Raw genomic sequence first — 18533 nt, forward strand, 5'->3', positions numbered from 1 at the left:
TCCACGATCGGGAATTCGGGAGGAGTGCGATGGCGGGCAGGTTCTCGCGGCGGCGGATGCTCGCGGTCGGCGGCGCCGGCGTGGCCGGTGCGGTCGCCGGGGGCGCGGCCGGCGCGTGGGCGCGTGACGTCGTGGCGGGGGAGCGGCACCCGGCCGAGTCGGCCGGCGCCGTGCCGTTCCTCGGCGAGCACCAGGCCGGCATCACCACGCCGGCGCAGGACCGGCTGCACTTCGTGGCGTTCGACGTGATCACCGACAAGCGTGCCGACCTGGTCGACCTGTTGCGCGAGTGGACCCGTGCCGGGGCGCGGATGACCGCCGGCCAGGACGCCGGGCCGGTCGGCGCGGTGAACGGGCCGGCCGAGGCGCCGCCCGACGACACCGGCGAGGCGCTCGGGCTGCCGCCGTCGGCGCTGACGCTGACCGTCGGCTTCGGGCCGACCCTGTTCCGCGACGCGGGCGGGCGGGACCGCTTCGGCATCGCCGACCACAGGCCGGAGGCGCTGGCCGAACTGCCGCGCTTCCCGGGCGACGCGCTGGAACCGGCCATCAGTGGCGGAGACCTGTGTATCCAGGCGTGTGCGCACGACCCGCAGGTGGCGGTGCACGCCATCCGTAACCTGGCCCGGATCGGCTTCGGCGCGGTGAGCATCCGCTGGTCACAGCTCGGGTTCGGGCGTACCTCCTCGACCTCCCGCGACCAGGCCACGCCACGCAACCTGTTCGGCTTCAAGGACGGTACGGCCAACCTCAAAGCGGAGGAGGCCGACGCACTGCGCCAGCACCTGTGGGTACAGCCAGGCGACGGCCCGGAGTGGATGACCGGCGGGTCGTACCTGGTGACCCGCAAGATCCGGATGATGATCGAGACCTGGGACCGTGCCCCGCTGGCCGAGCAGGAGGAGATCGTCGGCCGGACGAAGGGCACCGGGGCACCGCTGGGCGGGAAGGGTGAGTTCGACCCGATCGACCTGGCCGCGAAGGGCGCCGACGGCAAACCGCTGATCCCGGCCGACTCGCACGTGCGGCTGGCCCACCCGGACACCAACGGTGGCGCACGGCTGCTGCGGCGCGGGTACAACTTCGTCGACGGCTCCGACGGGCTGGGGCGCCTGGGCGCCGGCCTGTTCTTCATGGCCTACCAGCGGGACCCCCGCCGGCAGTTCGTGCCGATCCAGACCCGGTTGGCCCGGCACGACACGATGAACGAGTATCTGCGCCACGTCTCCAGCGGGGTGTTCGCCTGCCCTCCGGGGGTCCGCACGCCCGACGACTTCTGGGGCCGGTCCCTGTTGGGGCAGTGAGCGATCGGCCATCATACCGGTTGCGCGCGGGCCGGGGTGACGCGTCCGTGGTGGTCGCGGGGGCCGCGGTGACGCGTCCGTGGCGATCGAGCGATCCGCGGTGATGTGTCCGCGGTAAGCGGTAATACGGTTGCGGGGACGGCGTGGCGCGGTACGGGCGACAGGCGCCAGGGAGGCCCGGGCCGGGGCGCTCATCGCGTGGCGAACGGTGAAGCATGACGGACATGTCCGGCACTGTTTCGCCGACCGGCCGATCGGGGTAACCCGTTCGGCTATCCGTGCTCGCACGTACGGATGACGGTCATTACCCGGGTGCAGCGTCCGGATAACGGGACAGTCACGAATTTCGGCACGCTCTTTGCACGGGACCCATGGCGACGTTTGCTTTAGGCACTACATCGCAGCCCTTGTCGGCCTGGGATCGCACCATGCCGCGGTCCCGGCGCGCCGGCGCGGCTGCGGTAGCTGACTGGAGGGAAGATGCACACAGGTAAGAGGCTGGCGGGCGCGGTTGTCGTCGCCGGTGTCTCACTGCTGGTGGCTTCGGCGTGTGGTGGTGGCGGCAGCTCCGACAACGGGAAGTCGGTCTCCACGAGCTTCGCGGACTGCGCCACGAAGCCGAACGACTGCAACAGTGGCGAGATCAAAAAGGGTGGCACGCTCACCTACACGATCGAGAAGAAGATCACGGGCTGGAACCTCAACGACGCGGACTCCAACACCTTCGACTTCCAGGAAGTCCTCGACGGTGTGCTGCCGAGCGCGTTCAACACCAACCCGGACTTCCAGCCGACGCTGAACACCGACATGCTGGCCTCGGCCGAGCTGACGAGCACCAGCCCGCAGACGGTCGTCTACAAGATCAAGCCTGAGGCGGTCTGGAACGACGGCACGCCGATCACGGTCGACGACTTCACCTACGGCTGGCAGACCCAGAACGGCAAGGACTGCAAGGACTGCAGCGCCGCGTCGAACGCCGGCTACGACCTGATCAAGTCGATCACCGGCGCGGACAACGGCAAGACCGTGACCGTGGTCTACGACTCGCCGTACGCCGACTGGAAGGGCCTGTTCGGCCCGATCTACCCGGCGCACGTCGCCAAGCAGCACGGCGACCTGGCGACGTCCTGGAAGTGGCTCAACGAGACCCAGCCGGCCTACTCGGGTGGTCCGTTCCAGATCCCGGCCGACGGGTACCAGAAGGACGTCTCGGTCACCCTGGTGCCGAACCCGAAGTGGTACGGCAAGACCAAGCCGAGCCTCGACAAGATCGTCTTCCGGATCATCACCGACCAGGCGCAGGAAGTTCCGGCCCTCCAGAACAACGAGGTCCAGGCGATCTACCCGCAGCCGAACTCGGACCTGGTCAACCAGGTGAAGGCGCTGGCCCCGAACGTCCAGTACACCCTGGGCAAGGGTCTGACCTGGGAGCACCTCGACCTCAACCTGAAGAACAAGTTCCTGGCCGACAAGGTCCTGCGCCAGGCGATCTTCACGACGGTCGACCGCCAGGCGGTGATCGACAAGACCATCGGTCAGTTCGTGCCGGGCGCCAAGCCGCTGAACAACCACAACTTCATGCCCGGCCAGGACGGCTACAAGGACGTGGTCACCTCCAGCGGCGCCGGTACCGGTGACGTCGAGAAGGCCAAGAAGCTGCTGACCGACGCCGGCTACAAGGGTGTCGGCACGGCGCTGACCACCGCGGCCGGCGAGCCGGTCACCCTGCGGATCTCGTACACCAACGGCAACGCACTGCGCAAGCAGAGCGCCGAGCTGTTCCAGAACGAGATGTCGCAGCTGGGTATCAAGGTCGACATCACGCCGACCCAGGCCCTGGGCAAGACGCTGACCGCGGGTGACTACGACGTGATCATCTTCGCGTGGGTCGGCACCCCGTACCCGTACTCGGGTGCCCAGCAGCTGTGGGGCAGCGAGAGCGACAGCAACTACGGCAAGTGGGTCAGCAAGGAGAGCGACGACCTGCTGAAGAAGGCGGCCGCCGAGACCGACCCGAAGAAGGGCGCCGACTACCTCAACCAGGCCGACCAGATCATGGCGAACGACTACTACGTGCTTCCGCTGTTCCAGAAGCCGACGTTCCTCGCCGTGTACTCGCAGTACGCGAACATCCGCGACAACGCGACCAACGTCGGTCCGCCGTACAACACTCAGGAGTGGGGCCTGCGCGCCTCCGCCAAGTAACGTAACGGCGCACACGTAAACACCATTTGCACATTGGGTAGGGTCGGATCCCGGGCGTTCGCGTCCGGGATCCGACACTAAGTGGGCACAGCTGGGAGGTACGCGTGCTCGCGTACGTCGTACGACGATTCTTGATCTCGATCCCGATCCTGATCGGATCCACGATCCTGGTCTTTCTCATGGCGAAGGTCTCGGGCGATCCCCTGGAGACCATGAAACTGCGCAACCCGCCGCCGCCACGGCAGACCATCCTGAACGAGGAACACCGGCTCGGTCTGGACCAGCCGCTGCACATCCAGTACCTGAACTGGTTGAAGAACCTGCTCCTGCACGGCGACTTCGGCCCGTCGGTCCACGCGACCACCGACATCGGCCACGAGCTGGGGGACCGGCTCCTGGTGACGCTGCGACTGGTGCTGATCTCGGTCCTGCTCGCGCTCATCTTCGCAGTGATCACCGGCGTCGTGAGCGCCGTCAAGCAGTACTCCGTGACCGACTACACGTTCACGTTCATGGGCTTCCTGTTCCTGGCGATGCCCACGTTCTGGTTCGCCATCCTGCTCAAGTCGGCCGCGATCTCGTACAACCAGGCCACCGGTACCCAGACCTTCTTCACCATCGGCGACAAGTCGGTCTTCATAGCCGACGACTCCACCTGGGGACACGTCAAAGACATCGCCGGGCACATGGTGCTACCCACCATCGTGCTGGGCCTCGTCGGCTACGCGGCGTGGAGCCGGTTCCAGCGCGCCTCCATGCTCGAGGTGCTCAACAGCGACTACGTCCGCCTCGCCCGGGCCAAGGGGCTCAGCCCCCGGCGCGTGCTGGTGCGGCACGCCCTGCGGACCGCGTTGATCCCGCTGACCACCGTGACCGCGCTCGACATCGCCGCGCTGCTCGGCGGCGCCATCATCACCGAGCGGGTGTTCCAGTGGCACGGCCTCGGCGAGTTCTTCCTCGACTCGGTGGCCGACCACGACGCGAACGCGATGATGGGCTGGCTGCTCATCTCCGCGGTCATCGTCATCCTGTTCAACCTGGTCGCCGACCTGCTGTACGGCGTGCTCGACCCGAGGATCCGCTATGAGTAGGTCAGGTCAGCGAATCATGAGTTCGACAAATGGGCAGGAGGTGACGGCATGAGCGAGATGCGCGCCAGTTCGGTGACGACGTCGGGCGCCCCTCAACCGACGTCGCCCACGGGGGCGGCCGAGCGCGAGTTCACCGTCAAGGAGCGTAGCCAGCTCCAGCAGGCGATGCGCCGGTTCATGCGGCACCGCCTGGCCGTGGCGAGTCTGGCGATCTTCGCCCTGATCGTGCTACTCGCGTTCGTCGGTCCGCTGGTGTGGAAGTACAAGTCCATCGACATCACCCCGGACAATTCGCAGCCGCCGTCGCTGGCCCACCCGTTCGGCACCGACGGCCTCGGGCACGACGGCTTCGCCCAGGTGCTGCGCGGGCTGCAGATCTCGGTACGGGTGGCGCTCTGCATCGCCCTCGTCGCCACGACCCTCGGCGTGCTGTGGGGTGGCATCTCCGGCTACTACCGGGGCCTGGCGGACTCCGTGCTCATGCGCTTGGCCGACCTGATCCTGACGATCCCGTCGATCGCGCTGGCCGCCGCGCTGGGCAACACCTCCGGTGGCGCCTGGTGGATGATCGCCCTGATCCTGGGCGGGCTGAGCGCGCCGCTGGTGGCGCGGGCCGTCCGCGGCGTCGTGCTCTCCCTGCGCGAGCAGGAGTTCATCGAGGCGGCCCGGGCGCTGGGCGCCTCGGACAGCCGGATCCTCCTGCGCCACCTGGTACCGAACGCGTTCGCGGTGGTCATCGTGTACGCGACGCTGCTGGTCGCAGCCGGCATCCTCGCCGAGACGGCGCTGTCGTACGTCGGGTTCGGCGTACGGTCGCCCGACACCTCGCTGGGCCTGCTGATCAGCGACGCCCAGTCGGCGGTGCAGACCCGGCCGTGGCTGTTCTACTTCCCCGGTTTGTTCATCATCCTGATCGCGCTGACGGTCAACTTCATCGGTGACGGCCTGCGCGACGCGCTCGACCCCCGACAGACGAGGCAACGCCGATGACACCAGAGATCAATATCGACCCGGCCCGGAAGTCCGGTGGCGGCGAGGCCGTCCTGGAGGTGGAGAACCTCACCGTCGAGTTCCCCACCGACGACGGGGTCGTGCAGGCCGTCCGCGGCGTCAGCTACCGGCTGGCGCCGGGGGAGGCGATGGGGATCGTCGGCGAGTCCGGCTCCGGCAAGTCGGTCACCTCGATGGCGATCATGGGCCTGCTGCCGAAGACGGCCCGGATCAGCGGATCGGTCCGGTTCCGCGGCGAGGAGCTGCTCGGTCGCAGCGAGAAGGACTACGCCGGGATCCGGGGCAAGAAGATCGCGATGATCTTCCAGGACCCGCTGACGTCGCTCAACCCGGTGTACACGGTGGGCTACCAGATCGCCGAGGCGGTCCTGGCGCACAACGACGTCTCCAAGAAGGCCGCGCACGACCGGGCCGTCGAGCTGCTGGCGACGGTCGGCATCCCGTTCCCGGAGCAGCGGGTGAACAACTACCCGCACGAGATGTCCGGCGGCATGCGCCAGCGGGTGGTCATCGCCATCGCGATGGCCAACAACCCGGACGTCATCATCGCCGACGAGCCGACCACCGCCCTCGACGTGACGGTGCAGGCCCAGGTGCTGGAGGCGCTCGAGGCGGCCCGCGAGGCGACCGGGGCCGCCCTGGTGCTCATCACCCACGACCTGGGGGTCATCGCCGGCCACGCCGACCGCATCTGCGTGATGTACGCCGGCAAGCTGGTCGAGAAGGGCACCGTCGACGAGGTGTTCTACGAGCCGCGGATGCCGTACACGCTGGGCCTGCTCGGCAGCCTGCCGCGGCTGGACGAGGCCGGCCGGGAGCGGCTGACGCCGATCGTGGGGTCGCCGCCGTCGCTGATGAACCTGCCGCCCGGCTGCCCGTTCACCCCGCGGTGCCCGCTCGCCCAGCCGGTCTGCGAGGAGCGCGAGCCCGACCTGTACGCCACCGACGCGGCCGACCACCTGGCGGCCTGCCACTTCCACGAGCGGCTGGTCGGGATGGAGGCCGGTCAGCTGTTCCGGCCGACGTCAGTTGACACCGAGGACGTCAATCCCCGGGACCTGGAGGTACAGCAATGACGGCCGCGAACGTGGTCGACGCGGGTCGGGGCGGGACGCCTGCGGGCGCCCCTGAGCCCGTTCTCGCGGTACGTGACCTGGTCAAGCACTTCCCGGTACGGTCGCGCGGGCTGGTCCGCCGGCGCATCGGCGACGTGCACGCGGTGTGCGGGGTCTCGTTCGACCTGATGCCCAACGAGACACTGGGCCTGGTCGGGGAGTCCGGCTGCGGCAAGACGACGACCGGCCGGCTGCTGCTCAACCTGATCAAGGCGACCTCCGGCGAGGTGGTCTACCACGGGCGCAACCTGGTCGAGCTCTCGCCGAGCCAGATGCGGCCGCTGCGGCGCGACCTCCAGTTGGTGTTCCAGGACCCGTTCGCCTCGCTCGACCCCCGGATGACGGTCAACGAGATCGTCGCCGAGCCGCTGCAGATCCACGGCCTGTACGGCTCCGGTAGCCAGGGGCGGGAGAAGGTCCGCGAGCTGCTGCGGATGGTGGGGCTCAACCCGGAGCACGGCAACCGGTACTCGCATGAGTTCTCCGGCGGCCAGCGCCAGCGCATCGGCATCGCGCGTGCCCTGGCGCTGCGCCCCAAGGCACTCGTCCTCGACGAGCCGGTCTCCGCGCTGGACGTGTCGATCCAGGCGGGCGTGATCAACCTGCTCGAGGACCTCCAGGACGAACTGGGCCTGTCGTACCTGTTCATCTCGCACGACCTGTCGGTGGTACGGCACATCGCCGACCGGGTCGCCGTGATGTACCTGGGCCGGATCGTGGAGATCGCCGAGAAGGAGGACCTGTTCACCAAGGCGGCGCACCCGTACACCCAGGCGCTGATCTCGGCGATCCCGCTGCCGGACCCACGTAAGGAGCGGGCCCGCCAGCGGATCACGCTCACCGGCGACGTGCCCAGCCCGGTCAACCCGCCCAGCGGCTGCCGGTTCCGGTCGCGCTGCCCGAAGTTCGCCGACGTGTTGAGCGAGGCCGAGCGGCAGAAGTGCGTCGACGAGGTGCCGGCGCTGGTCGACCGCGGGCAGGGGCACGCGTCGGCGTGCCACTACGCGGAGGCCATGAAGCTCCTCTGACGGGACGCTCGTCGGGCGGGGCGGCACGCCCCGCCCGACCATGATCGGCACAGCGCCCGCTCACGTCGTGGTCCCGGCCCCGGTTCGAGGCCACGACTTCGCGGGCGTTGTGCCGATCGCGCATGTCGGGGTGTGCCGGTCGCGTGGGTCGGAGCGTCGGCCGGTCCCGGCGCCCGAGATGCCCGTCTCGTCGGTCTCCAAACAATGGCCAAAACGCCGCAAAAACGTACATGATCGGCTCTGATGGGGGAGCGTCACCCACGTTCCGCGGCAAAGATGGAATCATTGGGCCGCATGAGGGCCCGTGTACTGGTGGTCGATGACGATCCCGCGCTCGCCGAGATGCTCGGCATCGTGCTGCGCAGCGAAGGCTTCCTGCCGTCCTTCGTGGCCGACGGCGAGCGGGCGCTGGGCGCGTTCCGGGAGGCCCGGCCGGACATCGTGCTGCTGGACCTGATGCTGCCCGGGATGAGCGGCATCGACGTGTGCCGGGCGATCCGCGCCGAGTCCGGGCTGCCGATCGTCATGCTCACCGCCAAGAGCGACACCGTCGACGTCGTCCTCGGTCTGGAGTCCGGCGCCGACGACTACGTCGTCAAGCCCTTCAAGCCCAAGGAACTGGTCGCCCGCATGCGTGCCCGCCTGCGCCGGGGCGAGGACGTCACCCCCGAACTGCTCACGATCGGCCCGTCCGGCAACCAGATCACCATCGACGTGCCGGCGCACACCGTCACCCGCGACGGCGCCGAGGTCAAGCTGACCCCGCTGGAGTTCGACCTGCTCGTGGCACTGGCCCGCAAGCCCCGGCAGGTCTTCACCCGGGAAGTGCTGCTCGAACAGGTCTGGGGCTACCGGCACGCCGCCGACACCCGCCTGGTCAACGTGCACGTACAGCGGTTGCGAGCCAAGATCGAGCCGGATCCGGAGCGGCCGGAGATCATCCTTACCGTGCGCGGCGTGGGCTACAAGGCCGGCACGGGCTAGGCCGTGCCTGGAACACCCGCCACCGACTCCCGTACCGGCGGCTCCGCCGTGCCCCGCCGCGCCTGCCGGCTGGTGGCGGCTGTCCGTCGCCGGGTCGGCCCGGTGACCCGGCGCCTGCTGAGCCTGGTCGCCGACGGCCTGGCCGCCGTCTGGGGCTCGACGTGGGTACGGGCCGTGCGGCGCGGCCCGATCCGGCAGGCAGGGCGGGTGTGGACCCGCGCCCGCCGGGCGTGGCGCCGCTCGCTGCAGTTGCGGGTCGTGTCGATCACGCTCGTGCTGTCGGCGCTCGTGGTGGGCATCTTCGGTTTCGTCGTCGCGTCGAGCATCACCACCGGTCTGCTCGACGCCAAGGTCAGGTCCGCCAGCAAGCAGGTCGACCAGGGCGTGGCGTACGCGGCGAGCCAGCTCAAGGGCGTCACCCAGCCCGGCGACCCCGCGCTGCTCAACACCGTCCCGACGGTGGTCGCCGCGCTCGGCAACAGCGAGCAGGGCGGCGGCCAGGTCCAGGTCGTCATGCGGGCCAGCGACAGCTCGCTGGACCCGCTGGCCACCCAGGCCCAGTCGCTGGCCCGGCCGAAGGCCGGGGCGTACGACGTGGTGTCCTCACCCCGGCTGGCCGACCTGCGCCGGGAGGTCGGCCGCGGCAAGGTGACCCGGCAGTGGGTCACCGCCGACGTCGACGGCAAGGGGGAGCGCCGCTACCTCGCGTTCGGTACCCCGGTCAACAGCAGCGGCGAGGGCGGCCAGCTCGAGCTGTACTACCTCTTCCCGCTCGACAACGAGGTCGCCACCGTCGACCTGGTCCGCACCACCCTGTTCGCGACCGGCGTGGCCCTGGTCGGCCTGCTGGCCATGGTCGCCGCGCTGGTGACCCGCATGGTCGTCCGTCCGGTCCGGGTCGCGGCGCGGACCGCGCAGCGGTTGTCGGCCGGCCTGCTCGACCAGCGCATGGAGGTGCACGGTGAGGACGACCTGGCCCGGCTGGCCGCGTCGTTCAACCAGATGGCGGCCAACCTGCAGCGCCAGATCGTCCGGCTGGAGGAGATGTCGCGGCTGCAGCGGCGGTTCACCTCCGACGTCTCGCACGAGCTGCGCACGCCGCTGACCACCGTACGGATGGCCGCCGACCTGATCTTCGCGTCGCGGGAGGACTACGAGCCGGCCGTGGCCCGCAGCGCCGAGCTGCTCCAGGCGGAGCTGGACCGCTTCGAGGGGCTGTTGACCGACCTGCTGGAGATCAGCCGGTTCGACGCCGGGTTCGCGATGCTCGACGCCGAGCCGACCGACCTGGTCCCCGTGGTGCAGCGCGTCGTCGACGGTCTGGCCTCGGTCGCCGAGCGCGCCGGCTGCACCGTCGAGCTGGACGTACCGACCGTCCCGGTGATCGTCGAGATCGACCCCCGACGGATCGAGCGGGTCCTGCGCAACCTCGTCGGCAACGCGGTGGAGCACAGCGAGGGACGGCCGGTACGGGTGACGCTCGGCGCGGACGAGTCGGCGGTCGCGGTGACCGTGCGCGACCATGGGGTGGGCCTTCGGCCGGGGGAGGAGAAGCTGGTGTTCAACCGGTTCTGGCGCGCCGACCCGTCGCGGGCCCGGCAGACCGGCGGCAGCGGGCTCGGCCTGTCGATCAGCCTGGAGGACGCGCGGCTGCACGGCGGCTGGCTGGAGGCGTGGGGGGCGCCGGGTCAGGGCGCCCAGTTCCGGCTCACCCTGCCGATCCGCGCCGGTGACCGGCTGGTCTCGTCGCCGCTGAACCTGGTACCGGCCGACGCGCCGCTCACCGAACCGGCCGGGCCGGACGGGATGCGCACCGCGCCCGACGGCCCGCCGCAGCCGTCTCCGGCGCTGACGACCGGCCTGGCCGGCGACGACGGCACCCCGGCGGCGCCCCGGGGCGCCGCCGCCGAGGACCGGGGGGACCGGTGAACCGGCGCAGGCTGCTCGCCGCCGCCGCCGCCGCTGTGGCCGTGGCCGTGCTGCCGGTGGCCGGCTGCGGCGTACCCAGCTCCGGGCCGCCAACCGTGGTCAAGGACGCGCGACGGGACCGGGACTCCACCGACCCCAACCGGAGCGTCACCAAGCAGACCCCGGCCGGCGTGACCGACCCGCTGGCGCTGGTCCAGCGGTACCTGAAGGCGGCCGCCTGGGTCAACGAGGCCGGACCGGAGCCTGACAAGATCGACAAGGCTGTCGAACCGGTCAAGGCGTTCATGACCGTGGCCGCCGAGGCCACCTGGCAGCGCGGCCAGGACATCACGGTGGTGCGGGTGACGCGGTACCTGCCGCCCACGCCGACGGCCAACGGCACCCGCGTCGACGTGGTCCTGCAGCCGATCGGCGTGCTCAACAGCCGGGGGACGGTCGAGCCGAAGGTGGCGGTGGCGCAGACCTACCCGTTCACCGTCGTCCCCGCCGAGCGCGGCGCCGAGTTGCGCATCGCCAACCCGCCCGCGGGCATGCTGCTCAGCGACGAGGGCCTCGGCGAGCTGTACGACCTGCAGCCGATCTACTTCTGGGACAACGCCGGCGGGCGCAACCTGGTGCCCGACCTGCGCTACATCGGCAAGTCGGCGTCGCCGGAAAACCGGCTGGTCATGCTGACCGAGTGGCTGCGGGACGGCCCGTCGGAGTTCCTGAAGCCGGTGGTCAACCCGCTGCCGCCCGGTATCGAGAACAAGGACCGCCCGGTCCTGGACGCGTCCGGCACGGTACGGATCAACCTGTCGGCGAAGGCCGCGAGCGCCCAGGGCCAGCTGCCCAAGCTGATGGGGCAGCTGAGATGGTCGCTGCGCCCGCTGGCCAGGACGGTGGAGCTGCAGATCGAGGGCCAGCGTCAGGATCCGGACCTGGGGGCCGGGCTGGACAACCCGGCCGCGACCCCGGACGGGCAGAAGGATCCGCCCCGGTTCGGGGTCGTCGACGGTCGGGTCCGGCACATCGGCGGGGATCCGCTGGCGGTACCGGCCCTCAACAGCGACGACAACGCGGGCGTGGTGAGCGCCGCGGTGCTGCGCGGCGCCGCGCAGCAGGTCGCCCTGGTACGCGAGGAGAACGGCCGGCAACGGCTGTGGCTGGGCGCCTACAACCAGACCGCGAAGGTCGCCCAGTACGGCCCGACGGACCTGGTGGCCGGCGCGATGAGCCGGCCGGTCGGGCTCGGCACGCCGGCCGGTAACGACCCGATGTTCCTGGTCGCGGCGGACGGCAAGCTCTTCTCCGTGCCGGCGTCGTCCAGGCAGGCGACCAACCGCACGCCGGCCGGCCTCGGCGGCCCGGTGACCGCCGTGTCGGTGGCCCGGGACACCCGGCGCGTCGCGCTGGTCGCCGGTGGCCGGGTGTACGTCGGAGTGCTGGTGTTCGACGGGGCGAGCCCCTCGGTCTCGCAGCTGGAGGAGGTCCAGGCCGGGCTGACCGACGCGGTCGACGTGGCGTGGAGCCGCGAGGGGTGGCTGGTGGTCGCCGGTCGGCTGACGGGGCAGGCGGCGCTGGTCGAGCTGACCATCGACAGCGCGCTGGTCGAGCAGATGCAGCTGCGCAACCTGACCGGGCTCACGATGACCCGGGTGGTCGCCGACCCGGTCATCCGCCGCGACGACCCGGGGCGCGGCGTGCGCGGGCCGATCATGATCGAGGCGAACGCCCACGCCTACCGCGTCTACTCCAGCAGCGTCGACGAGTGGCCGCCGGACCCGGCCCCGTCGCCGGCCCCGTCGGGTACGCCCGTGAAGCCGTCGCTGCCGACGGCGCCGTTCTTCGTGGACTGACCGGTGACCGTCCGGTCCAACCCGTTCGCCGGGACCTGGTCGGCCCTGGTCGACCTGGTCCTGCCGGCGGAGTGCGTCGGGTGCGCCCGGGCCGCCGGGCAGGCCCGGGGGCTGTGCGGTGACTGCGCCGCGGCGCTGCGGGCGGTGCGGCCGCAGCGGGTACGGCCGCAGCCGGAGCCGCCGGGGATGCCGCGCTGCGTGGCCCTCGCCGCGTACGCCGGGGCGTTGCGCGGGGCGGTGCTGGCGTACAAGGAGCGGGGTCGGCACACCCTGGCCCGGCCGCTGGGGGAGCGGCTCGCCGACGTGGTGGTGGCGGCGCTCGGTGCCGGCCCGGGGCCGGTGCTGCTGGTGCCGGTACCCGCGACCGCGGCGGCGGCCAGGGAACGCTACGGCGACCACATGCTCCGGCTGGCGCGGTCGGCGGCCCGGGACCTGACCCGGCGCGGTTGGCCGGCGGGGGTGGCGTGCCCGCTGCGGGCCCGGTCCCGCCCGGACTCGGCCGAGCTGTCGAGCGCCGACCGGCTGCGCCTCGCGGGAGACGCGTTCGTGCCGGTACCCGCCCGGTTGCCGGTGGTACGGGCGGCGGTGGCGGCCGGTGCCCGCCCGGTGGTGGTCGATGACGTGGTCACCACCGGGGCGACGCTCGCGGCCGTGGCGGCGCGGTTGCGCGAGGCCGGGATCGACGTACCGGTGGCCGCGGTGCTCGCCGCGACCCAGCGTCGTGTGGCAGATCGGTAACACTCGGTTGCTATTGGGGTTCCTGGTCACCTAAGGGGTGACGTGCGCCTTTCCGGAGGTTAGCGTCGAGATTCACCAGTAGTGTCGTAGACAGGCAACACCACCCGTCGGGGGCCCGCGTGACCGTGCGCGGCCGCGGCGCGAGGGAGGTGACGAGACACGGTGGCCGGCAGCGCCGTCCGAGAGGCGGGACATGCCGGCCCGCGAATCCCACTGGGCGAACACCCGGTGTCCCACAGGACGAAAACCCACCCAATGCCGCCGGAGCTGTCCGGTCGGCGCACCGCACTCAATGTGGGGGAGGTCAAGCGTGGACATTGTTGTCAAAGGCCGGAACGTCGAGGTGCCTGACCACTACCGTCAGCACGTCGCGGAGAAGCTGCAGAAGATCGAACGGTACGACCACAAGATCATTCGGGTGGATGTCGAGCTGTTCCACGAGCGAAACCCGCGCCAGTCCGACCACTGCCAGCGCGTGGAGATCACGTGCGTCTCGCGCGGTCCGGTCGTGCGCGCGGAGGCCTGCGCCGCCGACTTCTACGCCGCTCTCGATACCGCACTCGCCAAGCTCAACGCCCGGCTGCGCCGTACCGCCGACCGGCGCCGGGTGCATCGCGGCCGCCGCGCGCCGGTCTCCGTCGCCGCGGCCACCGCGTCCCTGGCGCACGTCGACGCCGACACCTGGTTCGCCCGGCCGGCGGCCGCCGCACCGGTGTCCGCCCCGCCGGTGGACGCCGTCGACGGGTACGCCGTCGACGGGTACGCCGTCGACGGGTACGCCGTCGACGGGTACGCCGCCGACGACCAGCCGTGGCACATCGTCCGGGAGAAGGAGCACCCGGCCGACCCGATGACCGTCGACGACGCGCTCTTCCACATGGAACTTCTCGGCCACGACTTCTACCTGTTCCACGACAAGGAGTCCGGCCGGCCGAGCGTGGTCTACCGCCGGCACGCCTACGACTACGGCGTCATCAGCCTCGCCACCTGACGGCGGATCCTTCCCTCCGCCGCCGCCGACCCCGCCGGTCGCCTGATGTCAGGCCCCGGCGGGGTCGGCGGTCAGATCCTCGGGGAGCAGGGCGTACAGCAGGTCGTCGAGCCGGCCGCCGCCCGCCGCCGGCAGCCGGGACCGCTGGTAGCCCTCCCGCCGGAAGCCGGCCGCCTCCAGCACCCGCTGGGAGGCCACGTTCTCCGGTGCGGTGCCGGCGATGATGCGCACGATGCCGGTGTACGCGAACGCCCACCCGGCGAGCAGTCGCACCGCCCGGCTCGCGTAGCCCTTGCCGCGCCAGGCCGGGTCGAGGTCGTACCCGATCATCGCCTGGCCGGTCGGTGGCTCGTGGTAGTACAGCCCGATCTCCCCGGCGAACGTGTCGGTGACGGCGTCCCGGATCGCGAGCGTCGCCTGCGCCCCGGCCAGCCAGTTGGCCTCGGCCTGGGCGCAGCGCCGCAGCGCCCGCTCCCGGCTGAACGGCTCCGGCGGCACCTGGGCGGCGATCACCTCGGGCAGGAGGTGGGTGCGGTACACGTCGTCGGCGTCGTCGACCGCGATCGGGCACAGCGCCACCGTGCCGTCGCTGAGCTCGCCGCCGGGCAGGTCGGGCAGCAGCCGTGGGGCCGGCCCGGGTGGGTCGTCGGCGAGGCGCCCCCACACGATCAGGTCCTCCCGGCCGCCGTCGCGGCCGAGCCCGCCGCCACGCTGGACGCCCTCCCGGACGTACCCGTTGGCGAGCGCCACCCGCTGGCTCGGCCCGTTGGCCGGGTCGGTGCGGATCTCCAGCCGGGCGTACCCGTGCCGGAACGCCCAGGCGGTCGCCGCGCGTACCGCGTCGGTGGCGGCCCGCCGTTCCCGTCCCCAGGGGGCCACCCAGTACCCGAGCTCGGCCCGGCCCGGCCCGACGGGGTAGACGCCGACGCAGCCGAACAGCCGCCCGGTGGCCGGGTCGGCGATGGCGAACTCGGCGCCCCCGGCCGCCCACCTCGCCGGCGACGTCTCCCGCACGTAGGCGCGGGCGTCCGCCTCGGTGTACGGGGCGGGCAGCATCGGCACGAAGCGCTGGACCAGCGGGTCGTTGCAGGCGGCGGTGAGGTCGCCGACGTCGTCGGCCACCAGCCGGCGCAGGCGCACCGAACCGGCCTCGATCACATCCATGCGGAGGATTCTGCCCCATTGGCCCGGACCGACCGGATGCTTCCAAGATCTCCAACGGGGTGCCTTGGTGATCTGGCGTCCGGTACGCTCGGCGGCTGCGGGCGGGAATGCCGGGCCTCCGGCGGGGCGTTTTCGTCTGAAGCGGAAATACAGTGCCCGACCGCGTGGAAGGGTGCCCCTGGGTGAAACGCGGGCGGCGGTGAGCGTCGACGGCCGCATACGATAGGGCCGCAGGCTGTTGAGGGAGCGCTGACCCGTGTCGATTTTCGAGAAGATCCTCCGTGCCGGTGAAGGACGTATGGTCCGCCGGCTCCAGGCCATCGCCAACGCCGTGAGCTCCATCGAGGAGAACTACACGGAGCTGACGGACGCCGAGCTCAGGGAGCTGACCGACCAGTACAGGGAGCGGTTGGCCGACGGGGAGACCCTCGACGACCTGCTACCCGAGGCGTTCGCGACGGCCCGCGAGGCGGCGCGGCGGGTGCTGGGCCAGCGGGCCTACGACGTGCAGCTCATGGGCGGTGCGGCGCTGCACTTCGGCAACATCGCCGAGATGAAGACCGGTGAGGGCAAGACGCTGACCGGCGTGTTCCCCGCGTACCTCAACGCGCTGAGCGGCAAGGGCGTGCACATCGTCACGACCAACGACTACCTCGCGCAGCGCGACGCCGAGTGGATGGGGCGCGTCCACCGGTTCCTGGGCCTGACTGTCGGCGTGATCCTGCCCAACCAGATGCCGGCCGAGCACAAGGCCGCCTACGCCTGCGACATCACCTACGGCACGAACAACGAGTTCGGCTTCGACTACCTGCGCGACAACATGGCCTGGTCCGCCGAGGACCTGGTCCAGCGCGGTCACAACTTCGCGATCGTCGACGAGGTCGACTCGATCCTGATCGACGAGGCGCGTACGCCGCTGATCATCTCCGGCCCGGCCGAGCAGTCCGCCCGGTGGTACATGGAGTTCGCCAAGCTGGTCGCGAAGATGCAGCGCGGCACCGACGGCGAGGGTGACTACGAGGTCGACGAGAGCAAGCGCACCGTCGCGGTCACCGAGCGCGGCGTGGCCAAGGCCGAGGACCGGCTGGGCATCGACAACCTCTACGAGTCGGTCAACACCCCGCTGGTCGGCTACCTGAACAACGCGATCAAGGCCAAGGAGCTGTACAAGCGCGACAAGGACTACATCGTCAACGACGGTGAGGTCCTGATCGTCGACGAGTTCACCGGTCGCATCCTGCACGGCCGCCGCTACAACGAGGGCATGCACCAGGCGATCGAGGCCAAGGAAGGCGTGGAGATCAAGCAGGAGAACCAGACTCTTGCCACGATCACCCTGCAGAACTACTTCCGGCTCTACGAGAAGCTGGCCGGCATGACCGGTACGGCGCAGACCGAGGCCGGCGAGTTCAACAAGGTCTACAAGGTCGGCGTCGTGTCCATCCCGACGAACCGACCGATGGTCCGTGCCGACCGTCCTGACGTGATCTACAAGACCGAGAAGGCCAAGTTCAACGCGGTCGTCGAGGACATCGTCGAGCGGCACTCGATCGGCCAGCCGGTGCTGGTCGGCACGGTCAGCGTCGAGAACTCCGAGATCCTTTCGCAGATGCTGCGCCGGCGCGGCATCCCGCACGCGGTCCTCAACGCCAAGTTCCACGCGCAGGAGGCGGAGATCATCGCCCAGGCCGGGCGCAAGGGCGCGGTCACCGTCGCCACCAACATGGCCGGCCGCGGCACCGACATCCTGCTCGGCGGCAACCCTGAGTTCCTGGCCGCCGCCGAGCTGCGCCAGCGTGGCCTGGAGCCGGAGACCGACGAGTACGACGCCGCCTGGGACGACGCCCTCGAGCGCTGGAAGAAGCTGTGCGCCGAGGAGGCCGAGGAGGTCGTCGCCGCCGGCGGTCTGTACGTGCTGGGCACCGAGCGCCACGAGTCCCGCCGCATCGACAACCAGCTGCGCGGCCGCTCCGGCCGGCAGGGTGACCCGGGTGAGTCGCGGTTCTACCTGTCGCTGCAGGACGAGCTGATGCGCCGGTTCCGGGCGGGTGCGGTCGAGGCGGTCATGGAGCGCTTCAACATCCCCGAGGACGTGCCCATCGAGTCGAAGATGGTCACCCGCCAGATCCGCAGCGCGCAGGTCCAGATCGAGGCCCAGAACGCCGAGATCCGTAAGAACGTCCTCAAGTACGACGAGGTGCTCAACAAGCAGCGCCAGGTCATCTACGCCGAGCGCAAGCGGGTGCTCGACGGTGAGGACCTGCACGAGCAGGTCCAGCACATGATCGACGACACGATCGGCGCGTACGTGCAGGGCGCGACCGCCGAGGGGTACGCCGAGGACTGGGACCTCGACCTGCTGTGGACCAGCCTCAAGCAGCTCTACCCGCTCGGCGTCACCAAGGACGAGCTGGTCGAGGAGGTCGGCGGCCTGGAGGGCCTCGACAAGGAGTTCCTCGAGGTGAAGCTCAAGGAGGACGCGCACGCCGCGTACGACCGGCGCGAGGAGGAGCTGGGCGCCGAGGTCATGCGGGAGCTGGAGCGGCGGGTGCTGCTCGAGGTCATCGACCGCAAGTGGCGCGAGCACCTCTACGAGATGGACTACCTCCAGGAGGGTGTCGGGCTGCGGGCGTACGCCCAGCGCGACCCGCTGGTGGAGTACCAGCGCGAGGGCTTCGACATGTTCGCCCAGATGCTCGAGGGCATCAAGGAGGAGGCCGTCGGCTTCCTGTACAACCTGAAGGTGCAGGTCGAGGAGGTGCCGGCGGCGGAGGCTCCGGACGGCGGCGCCCCGGTCGTACCGCTGCCCGACAGCGAGTCGCACGTCGAGATCCGCGCCAAGGGGCTGGGCGCGCACACGCCGCGCAACCTGCAGTACTCCGCGCCGACGATCGACGGTGAGGCCGGCGCCGGTGCCGTCAAGATCGAGCAGGAGCAGGCGCCCGCCCTGGGGCTGGGTGGCTCCTCCGACGGTCCCCGCCGCTCCGGGCCGATGTCGCCGGTGGCGGCCGGCGAGCGCAAGGCGTCGGCGAGCAACGGGCCGTCGCGCAACGCGCCGTGCCCCTGCGGTTCGGGCAAGAAGTACAAGCGCTGCCACGGCGCCCCCGAGGGCGCGTGACGGCTGGTTAGCCGCGG

At 70.8% G+C, this 18533-nt stretch carries 13 protein-coding genes; 12 read left to right on the forward strand and 1 reads right to left on the reverse strand.

Translation table 11 applies throughout. The features are described from left to right. Positions 1 to 29 precede the first annotated feature (29 nt). From efeB to hpf, 11 genes are all read left to right on the forward strand, one after another. Positions 30 to 1304: an iron uptake transporter deferrochelatase/peroxidase subunit gene (efeB, locus tag ACNTMW_RS09720; protein ID WP_426633089.1), complete on the forward strand. Its 1275-nt coding sequence runs from the start codon at positions 30 to 32 to the stop codon at positions 1302 to 1304. A 480-nt stretch (positions 1305 to 1784) separates the two neighbouring features. Further along, positions 1785 to 3509 (forward strand): ABC transporter family substrate-binding protein, encoded by a 1725-nt coding sequence (locus tag ACNTMW_RS09725; protein ID WP_426633090.1) that lies wholly within the window; start codon positions 1785 to 1787, stop codon positions 3507 to 3509. Between the two features lie 104 nt (positions 3510 to 3613). After that, positions 3614 to 4600: an ABC transporter permease gene (locus ACNTMW_RS09730; protein WP_426633091.1), complete on the forward strand. Its 987-nt coding sequence runs from the start codon at positions 3614 to 3616 to the stop codon at positions 4598 to 4600. Between the two features lie 48 nt (positions 4601 to 4648). Beyond that, on the forward strand, positions 4649 to 5590 hold the full coding sequence (locus ACNTMW_RS09735) for an ABC transporter permease (RefSeq protein ID WP_426633092.1): 942 nt from the start codon (positions 4649 to 4651) through the stop codon (positions 5588 to 5590). After that, a complete protein-coding gene (locus ACNTMW_RS09740) occupies positions 5587 to 6687 on the forward strand; it encodes an ABC transporter ATP-binding protein (RefSeq protein WP_426633093.1) in 1101 nt (366 codons plus the stop codon). Before ACNTMW_RS09735 ends, ACNTMW_RS09740 begins: the two co-directional genes overlap by 4 nt. Continuing rightward, entirely contained in the window at positions 6684 to 7754 is a 1071-nt protein-coding gene (locus tag ACNTMW_RS09745; RefSeq protein WP_426633094.1) for an ABC transporter ATP-binding protein, read from the forward strand. Before ACNTMW_RS09740 ends, ACNTMW_RS09745 begins: the two co-directional genes overlap by 4 nt. A 294-nt stretch (positions 7755 to 8048) precedes the next feature. After that, positions 8049 to 8738 (forward strand): MtrAB system response regulator MtrA, encoded by a 690-nt coding sequence (mtrA, locus tag ACNTMW_RS09750; protein WP_426633095.1) that lies wholly within the window; start codon positions 8049 to 8051, stop codon positions 8736 to 8738. A gap of 174 nt (positions 8739 to 8912) precedes the next feature. Beyond that, on the forward strand, positions 8913 to 10667 hold the full coding sequence (gene mtrB / locus ACNTMW_RS09755) for an MtrAB system histidine kinase MtrB (RefSeq protein ID WP_426633168.1): 1755 nt from the start codon (positions 8913 to 8915) through the stop codon (positions 10665 to 10667). Beyond that, the gene (locus tag ACNTMW_RS09760) at positions 10664 to 12505 is read left to right on the forward strand and encodes an LpqB family beta-propeller domain-containing protein (RefSeq protein ID WP_426633096.1); all 1842 of its coding nucleotides are present in this window, start codon (positions 10664 to 10666) and stop codon (positions 12503 to 12505) included. Before mtrB ends, ACNTMW_RS09760 begins: the two co-directional genes overlap by 4 nt. A 3-nt stretch (positions 12506 to 12508) precedes the next feature. Next, on the forward strand, positions 12509 to 13243 hold the full coding sequence (locus ACNTMW_RS09765) for a ComF family protein (RefSeq protein WP_426633097.1): 735 nt from the start codon (positions 12509 to 12511) through the stop codon (positions 13241 to 13243). Between the two features lie 310 nt (positions 13244 to 13553). After that, positions 13554 to 14234: a ribosome hibernation-promoting factor, HPF/YfiA family gene (hpf, locus tag ACNTMW_RS09770; protein ID WP_426633098.1), complete on the forward strand. Its 681-nt coding sequence runs from the start codon at positions 13554 to 13556 to the stop codon at positions 14232 to 14234. Between the two features lie 48 nt (positions 14235 to 14282). On the opposite strand, the gene ACNTMW_RS09775 is transcribed toward hpf, so the two are convergent. Then, positions 14283 to 15398, reverse strand: a complete 1116-nt coding sequence (locus ACNTMW_RS09775; protein ID WP_426633099.1) for a GNAT family N-acetyltransferase — start codon at positions 15396 to 15398, stop codon at positions 14283 to 14285. 256 nt (positions 15399 to 15654) lie between these two features. Here ACNTMW_RS09775 and secA point away from each other — a divergent pair, with 256 nt between their 5' ends. Next, positions 15655 to 18516 carry a preprotein translocase subunit SecA gene (gene secA / locus ACNTMW_RS09780; protein WP_426633100.1) on the forward strand — a complete coding sequence of 954 codons (2862 nt, stop codon included), beginning with the start codon at positions 15655 to 15657 and terminating at the stop codon, positions 18514 to 18516. Positions 18517 to 18533 lie beyond the last annotated feature (17 nt).

Origin of the sequence: Planosporangium spinosum (genome assembly GCF_049999945.1) — a bacterium.
Classification (GTDB): domain Bacteria; phylum Actinomycetota; class Actinomycetes; order Mycobacteriales; family Micromonosporaceae; genus Planosporangium; species Planosporangium spinosum.